The sequence below is a fragment of the Roseobacter sp. genome (genome assembly GCF_045106495.1).
GTDB lineage: Bacteria > Pseudomonadota > Alphaproteobacteria > Rhodobacterales > Rhodobacteraceae > Roseobacter.
This window is the reverse complement of record NZ_JBGCEQ010000034.1, coordinates 24,949-30,987: the sequence shown is the minus strand read 5'-3', so window position 1 is coordinate 30,987 and position 6,039 is coordinate 24,949. Positions and strand designations below refer to the sequence as shown.

Genomic DNA, 6,039 nt, shown 5'->3' with positions numbered 1-6,039 from the left:
CTATTTTTGCAGGCCGCCCAGGTCATCGTGATGCGACCGAAGAACTGACCCAAGTTCGGTTTTGGGACATGGCTGGAGGCGGTATCAACGCGCACGCAACACAACGAATTCGGCGTCGCCCTGGCCAACAAGCGAGCAAGGGGCGCAAGGAGCATGCTGCAATCCAGTCGAGGTTTTGATTGGAAGGGAAACGAGATAGCGGCAGCGGTCTGACCAGACCCCAACCGTAAACGAAGCTCGCCAACCCCACCTGCATGGAGCGGAACAACAGCGCACCCAATGACGGAGACCCCAAATGGCCCTAAAAGATCTGGTCACTCATGAGACAGCGGCGCGGGCGTGCTCCAAACAGGGCCACGGCGACTAACAAGCCGGTGCAAAGGCCAAATACATATCAGCGACTTCCTGGGAACATGCAATTGAACACTTGCGAACAGCAGTCGGTACATACATCGGGGCTCAATCCAGACATAGGCCGCAAATGGTACCGAAATCTGTTTTGGTTCGAACGCAAAACTTTGCAAAGTTCTTTATCTGAGGTTTCGATTTCAAGTGCGGATTTAGATCGCATCGGGCTTATACTTCCCTCCGGGGTCGAACGATCCTTACATATTGGCGTCGGTGAAAGGATGCTCTCTAAAAGTAGGCCACGAAGTCGCGAGGTAGGCGCGGTTCGACTTGTCATCTCGAAATGCCCAAGGTGTTCGAGGGCCAGTCTACCAAATGCAAACTAGTTGAGCGCGAGCGATTTGCTCAAGCGGCACATAGTGTTCGCTTGATTGCAGAAATCGCCGAAGCCAATCTGTTTTCGAATAGTGTCGCGCCAAGGTCAGCACTTGATGCTTCGCAACGTAATGTAATCTGTCCATAAAGGTCGCGATCCAGCGCATCGCACGCATTTGTTTTGCCGTCGATAAATGCGGCGACAAACGAAGACGCGCCAGCCCCGCAGCGCCAACACTGGCCGGTCCGCTTCGCGCTATTTGCAACTTCTCGGGCGCATCTACGCCGCGTAGGTAGATCGAAATCGGGCAGATCCCCAATGTGGCACTGCATACAACTTTGACTTCTCTTCAGGTCGACATGGAATGAACACTTGCTCCGTTTGGGGTGCCGATGAAACCAGCAAGGCTAGCCATAGTGAGGCCTGTCCATTCGATGTTTTACGTGTGATTCCTCTTCATCCTTGGTTGCGTCCTGCTCAATGCCGGCGCGTTTAACAAATTCAAAAGGCCACGCCTGGAACACAACAAAACCCAAAAAAATGGCTTCGAACATCAATCACAAACAAAAAAATCGTTGATTTAGAGCGAATAAGGTTTGCTTAATTGGGCGTGAGGATCTAAGCAACGAGAGTTAAGTTACCTCTATCGAAAATCTGCTCCTTACGGCTCAGTGTCCCGATCTAGCACTGACATAGCCGCACTGCCACATTCCGTGGGCAGTAAAAAGGAGATATACGATGGCCAATGGCACCGTAAAATGGTTTAATTCTACAAAAGGTTTTGGATTTATCGCCCCCGAGGGCGGCAGCAAGGATGTGTTTGTACACATCTCTGCGGTAGAGCGCGCTGGTCTGACCGGCTTGAATGACGACCAAAAAGTTACTTTCGATATCGAGGCCGGTCGCGACGGTCGCGAAAGCGCCGCAAATCTCGCGTTGGCTTGAGGCTGCTCCCTATTAGGGACAAATCTGACAGATAATTGCGGGCGGATCGGAGACGATGCGCCCGCATTTGAGTTTCCAAGCAAAGCCTCAAGCTACTCGCCCGCCGTTTATGGCGCGTCTTCTTTCAAGTTTACCTGGTATCACGCCATGCTATCGCAAAGAGTGCGCTACAAACCCATTGCATCAAATCATGATGCATTGGATGGAATCCCAATAGGCTTGCCAGAAGGCTGCCAAGCCGTCACCGCATCGAAGCGGCGTGCAAGCACCCTGATCACTGCACCTAAAATGTGAGCCGAAAAACACATGAAGAACACTGAACAAGATCGATTTGACGGGCGCCTCAAGAACGCGTCTGAAGCCAAACAGAACAGGCTTGAACGTTTCCGAGCGGCAGCGGATGATCCAGAGAGACTTGCTGGGCGCGCTCGAAGAGACGAAGTGGCAGCTGCCCGCGAAGCGAAACAACGGGCCAAATCGGCAAAACTTCTACAGGAAAAAGAAGACCTCGAGCGGCAGCAATCTGAGGATGCCAAGCGCGAAGCAGAGCAAGCTTCGCTGCGCGAAGCGGCGATTAAAGCGGAACTTGCTGAGACGGCCGATCAAGTCATCGCGAAGACTGCTGCGCGTGAAGCAGAGCGCAAAGCAGAACGAGATCGACGCTATGCTGCGAGACGAAACCGAAAGCGTTGATCGAGCTGAAAGTGTCGTTCGACGACGACAGCAATGCGTCAATTTTAGACTCTAAGCCGCTTTACGGCTACGCAGCGCCTGGAATTTGAACCGAGAGCGCTGTTCACGCCCTAACTGTGTTTGGGCGGTTAAAGCCATTGCTCAAGGGTTTGAAACGCAGTCGTTTTTCTTAGTTCGGCAATGGACATTTGCGTTAAGGAGAATGGCGCAAGAATTCCAGAGAACGACCTTTTGCTTATGCTGCCAAGCCATAGAGATCATGGGTGAAGCCGATTTCGTCTAGGACGCCTGATTGATTGGTTTGAAAGTGCACGTTTTTAATTGTCTTCAGAGTCTCGATAATTGTCAGAGTCGCTTTTGCAGACTTCAACGATCAAAATTTTTGGCAGTGTCTGAACAACCTTTTCAAAGCGGTATGGTCACTCGCAACGCGGCATTGAGAAATTTTCGATCAACATGAATGATTTAGACCATATGTGGATCGCATTGGTGAATGACTTTGCGGATCACATTTCACTACGTTCGCGCCTTTTTCGCACAGATTGAAACAGGACGGAGTAGCTGCAAGCGTTCGACTGCCTTGTTCAGAAAGTCTTTCGTAGCCTTCCTGTCGCGCATGATCATGAGCCTGATATCCAACAATTGGCCATTGGCATCGATTGCACGCCGCAGGTGACGCCATTTGTTACCAACGCGGATAAAAAGCTTGCTCTACGTTCCTGTTCAAGCTTGAAAAATTTTGTTGTTGTTCCGCCTGTTTAGGCAACTCAGGTCCAGATTTTTTACCCAGAAGACAATTGTTGAGCGATCAACATCGAGACCATGCCCGGCGAAAAAGTTTGCTACATTCTGATATGAAAGCGGATACAACAAATACATTCTAACCGAAGTTAAGACGATCAAAGCTGGAAACCAATGACGCTTGAACGATTGTCTGCCGGGCATAACGACATCCTCCCATCCAATCACGGCAAGTGTTCAGCAATTGACGCAATGGTCCCGTTTATCTTGCCAGATATTTTGTCATCCGCCCTTGCAGGGCACTTGTTCTTGCGTAGGTGTTTGCCGCCTTCAGTGAGCGATTTTTTGTGAGTGTGATTGCGGCGCCGATTGCCGTTGCACCCCAGTTAGCACACCGCATCGCGCATTGATTTTCGGCGCTGCATGGATCCCATTTTACGATTCTTTTGGTGGTACCGGCGGGTTATCCGAAATCGCTACAGGGTTCGGCTTACCAATTATATTATTGAATTTAATCAGAAATAAAAATATTGTACGAATGTATAAATTAAAATAGAGTTACTGGTAGTGATAGATTTTACCGCTCGGGGAGGAGCGTCGTGGCACCTGAATTTTCAATAGAATGTCTGCTCTGCTGCGAGAACCATCTAGGGGAAGGTCCTCTCTGGGATGTTGAGACGCAGCACCTCTATTGGGTGGATAGCACCGGCAGGCGGGTGGGCAAAGACGCGATCTGGCGCATGGATCCCGCCTCTGGTCATGTGGAGAGCTGGGCGCTTGATCGGGATGTGGGGGCCATGGCGCTGCGCGTTAAGGGTGGCGCGGTGCTAGCGCTGGCGGATGGGTTTTATGGCTTCAATTTCGACAGCGGAGAGGTCGACCTTATCGCACACGTCGATGACGACCCGTCGCGCGCCCGGTTGAATGACGGCAAATGCGACCGCGAAGGCCGTTTCTTCGCAGGTGGTATGGACGATCAGGAGGAGCTTGGTATTTGCGGGCTATGGCGGCTCGATCCCGACTTGAGTTTGACGAAAGTCGAGGAGGGCATCATCTGCTCCAACGGTCCCTGCTGGAGTCCGGATGATCAGACGTTCTATTTCGCTGACACGTTCAAAAACGAGATCTGGGCCTATAACTATGATCTGAGTACAGGCACGCCTTCGAATCGGCGTGTGTTCGCCTCGACTGCGGAGGACGCGGGGTTTGCTGATGGTTCTACCGTCGATGCGGACGGCTATCTGTGGAACGCTCAGGTGATTTCTGGTGATTTGATCCGCTATGCCCCTGATGGCAGTGTCGATCGCAAGATCTCGATGCCCGTGCGCAATATCACATCAGTAATGTTCGGAGGGCCGGATCTGATGGAGATCTATGTGACATCGATGGCACGTGTCAGCCATCCCGCTGCACATGACGGATTTGCTGTCGAAACGAAACCACAGTTCGCGGCCGGAGGGCTTTTTCGCATTCGAGGTCTTGGAATTCAGGGGGTGCCGGAACCCAGATTTGCCGGCTGATCGACAATAGGGAGGACACAATGAAACCAGCAGCTTTTGAATATCATCGGCCCGTGGATCTGCAAAGCGCATTGGCTCTGTTGAGTCAGCATGAAGAGGCCAGTGTTCTCGCAGGTGGTCAGAGCTTGGTGCCGATGATGAACTACCGCCTCGCGCAGCCCGATCATCTGGTCGACATCAACCGGATCGCCGAACTCGATTTCATCCGAGAGGAGGGCGACGAAATCGTGATCGGCGCGCTGGCCCGACACGCGACAATTCAGTCTTCGCCGTTGATTGCGGAGCGCCTGCCCTTAATCGCGCATAGCTATGAGTGGATTGCCCATGCGGCGGTGCGCAATCGGGGCACGCTTTGCGGAAATCTCTGCCACGCCGATCCAGCCTCGGAGATGCCGGCGCTGATGCAGGTACTGGAGGCGGAAATGGTGTTGGCCAGCGCCCATGGGAGGCGCCAGGTTCCAGCCGTGAATTTCTTCACCGGAACCTATGAAACCGCGCGGGCCGCGGGCGAGATGCTGGTGGAAGTGCGGATTCGAAAACCGGCGACAGGCAGCGGTTGGGGTTTCGAGGAAGTCAGCATGCGAAAGGGCGATTTCGCCTGGGTCGCCATCGGTTGCATGTTGCGGGTGGATAGCGGTGTGCTGACGGACCTGCGAATCTCGGCGGCGGGTGTTGGGGATTGCGCGCAGCGGTTAAGCGCCATGGAGCAGGCACTACAGGGTCAGGTGCCTTGTGCAGATCTGTTCGAGAGCGCGGCGCAGGACGCGGCAGCGGCACTCGATCCACTTGAAACGGCGAGCGTCAGCGCAGCTTATCGGCGCGATCTAGTCTGCGCTCTGACGCCACGGGCCCTGAACGCTGCCGTTGCGCGTGTAACCTGATCGGGGAGGATCAAATGGAGAAGATTGCAGTCACACTCACGGTCAATGGGCGGGAACGTCAGGCGCTGGTGCCCCCGCGCATGCTGCTCAGTGATTTCATCCGACAGGAACTGGCTCTGCCTGGCACCCATGTGGGTTGCGAGCATGGGGTCTGTGGCTCCTGCAATGTGCTGGTGGACGGGGCCGCCGTTCGGTCTTGCCTGATGTTCGCCGTGCAACTCGATGGTGCAAATCTGACGACCGTTGAGGGGTTTGGCGGGGCAGGGGAACTGCACCCGATCCAGCAGGCTTTTTGGGAGGAGCACGGCCTGCAATGCGGGTTTTGCACACCTGGAATGTTGGCCGCGGCTAGCGAGTTGCTGGCTCGAACACCGGATCCGACGGATGCTGAAATCCGCGAGGCTATCGCGGGCAACCTCTGCCGGTGCACGGGTTACGAGTATATCATAAACGCGATCCGCGCGGCAGGCAGCAAGCTGCGCGCACCCGAGGTCGAAATAACAGCAGAGCCGGTCTGAAGACGGGCCGGGGGAGG

The 6,039-nt window shown here is 53.9% G+C and carries 6 protein-coding genes; 5 read left to right on the top strand and 1 reads right to left on the bottom strand.

The window, feature by feature from the left end; genetic code table 11:
• The first annotated feature begins 1,462 nt into the window (after positions 1-1,462).
• Together AB8B75_RS18375 and AB8B75_RS18370 are read left to right on the top strand one after the other, a co-directional pair.
• Positions 1,463-1,669, top strand: coding sequence for a cold-shock protein (locus AB8B75_RS18375; protein WP_405364273.1), 207 nt, complete (start codon positions 1,463-1,465; stop codon positions 1,667-1,669).
• 306 nt (positions 1,670-1,975) lie between these two features.
• Complete coding sequence (locus tag AB8B75_RS18370; protein ID WP_405364272.1) at positions 1,976-2,362, top strand: DUF6481 family protein; 387 nt, start codon at positions 1,976-1,978, stop codon at positions 2,360-2,362.
• Positions 2,363-2,878: 516 nt separating this feature from the next.
• On the opposite strand, the gene AB8B75_RS18365 is transcribed toward AB8B75_RS18370, so the two are convergent.
• Positions 2,879-3,004 (bottom strand): hypothetical protein, encoded by a 126-nt coding sequence (locus tag AB8B75_RS18365; protein WP_405364271.1) that lies wholly within the window; start codon positions 3,002-3,004, stop codon positions 2,879-2,881.
• A gap of 698 nt (positions 3,005-3,702) precedes the next feature.
• Here AB8B75_RS18365 and AB8B75_RS18360 point away from each other — a divergent pair.
• Genes AB8B75_RS18360 through AB8B75_RS18350 form a run of 3 tightly spaced genes read left to right on the top strand, consistent with a single transcriptional unit; the run spans position 3,703 to position 6,022 of the window.
• The gene (locus tag AB8B75_RS18360; protein ID WP_405364270.1) at positions 3,703-4,623 is read left to right on the top strand and encodes an SMP-30/gluconolactonase/LRE family protein; all 921 of its coding nucleotides are present in this window, start codon (positions 3,703-3,705) and stop codon (positions 4,621-4,623) included.
• Positions 4,624-4,643: 20 nt separating this feature from the next.
• Positions 4,644-5,504, top strand: coding sequence for an FAD binding domain-containing protein (locus AB8B75_RS18355; protein ID WP_405364269.1), 861 nt, complete (start codon positions 4,644-4,646; stop codon positions 5,502-5,504).
• Between the two features lie 14 nt (positions 5,505-5,518).
• The gene (locus AB8B75_RS18350) at positions 5,519-6,022 is read left to right on the top strand and encodes a (2Fe-2S)-binding protein (protein WP_405364268.1); all 504 of its coding nucleotides are present in this window, start codon (positions 5,519-5,521) and stop codon (positions 6,020-6,022) included.
• Positions 6,023-6,039 lie beyond the last annotated feature (17 nt).

Bases quoted from the DNA above. Each gene is read 5' to 3' on its own strand.
- AB8B75_RS18375 (WP_405364273.1), top strand. From the start codon at position 1,463: ATGGCCAATGGCACCGTAAAATGGTTTAATTCTACAAAAGGTTTTGGA.
- AB8B75_RS18355 (WP_405364269.1), top strand. From the start codon at position 4,644: ATGAAACCAGCAGCTTTTGAATATCATCGGCCCGTGGATCTGCAAAGC.
- AB8B75_RS18370 (WP_405364272.1), top strand. From the start codon at position 1,976: ATGAAGAACACTGAACAAGATCGATTTGACGGGCGCCTCAAGAACGCG.
- AB8B75_RS18350 (WP_405364268.1), top strand. From the start codon at position 5,519: ATGGAGAAGATTGCAGTCACACTCACGGTCAATGGGCGGGAACGTCAG.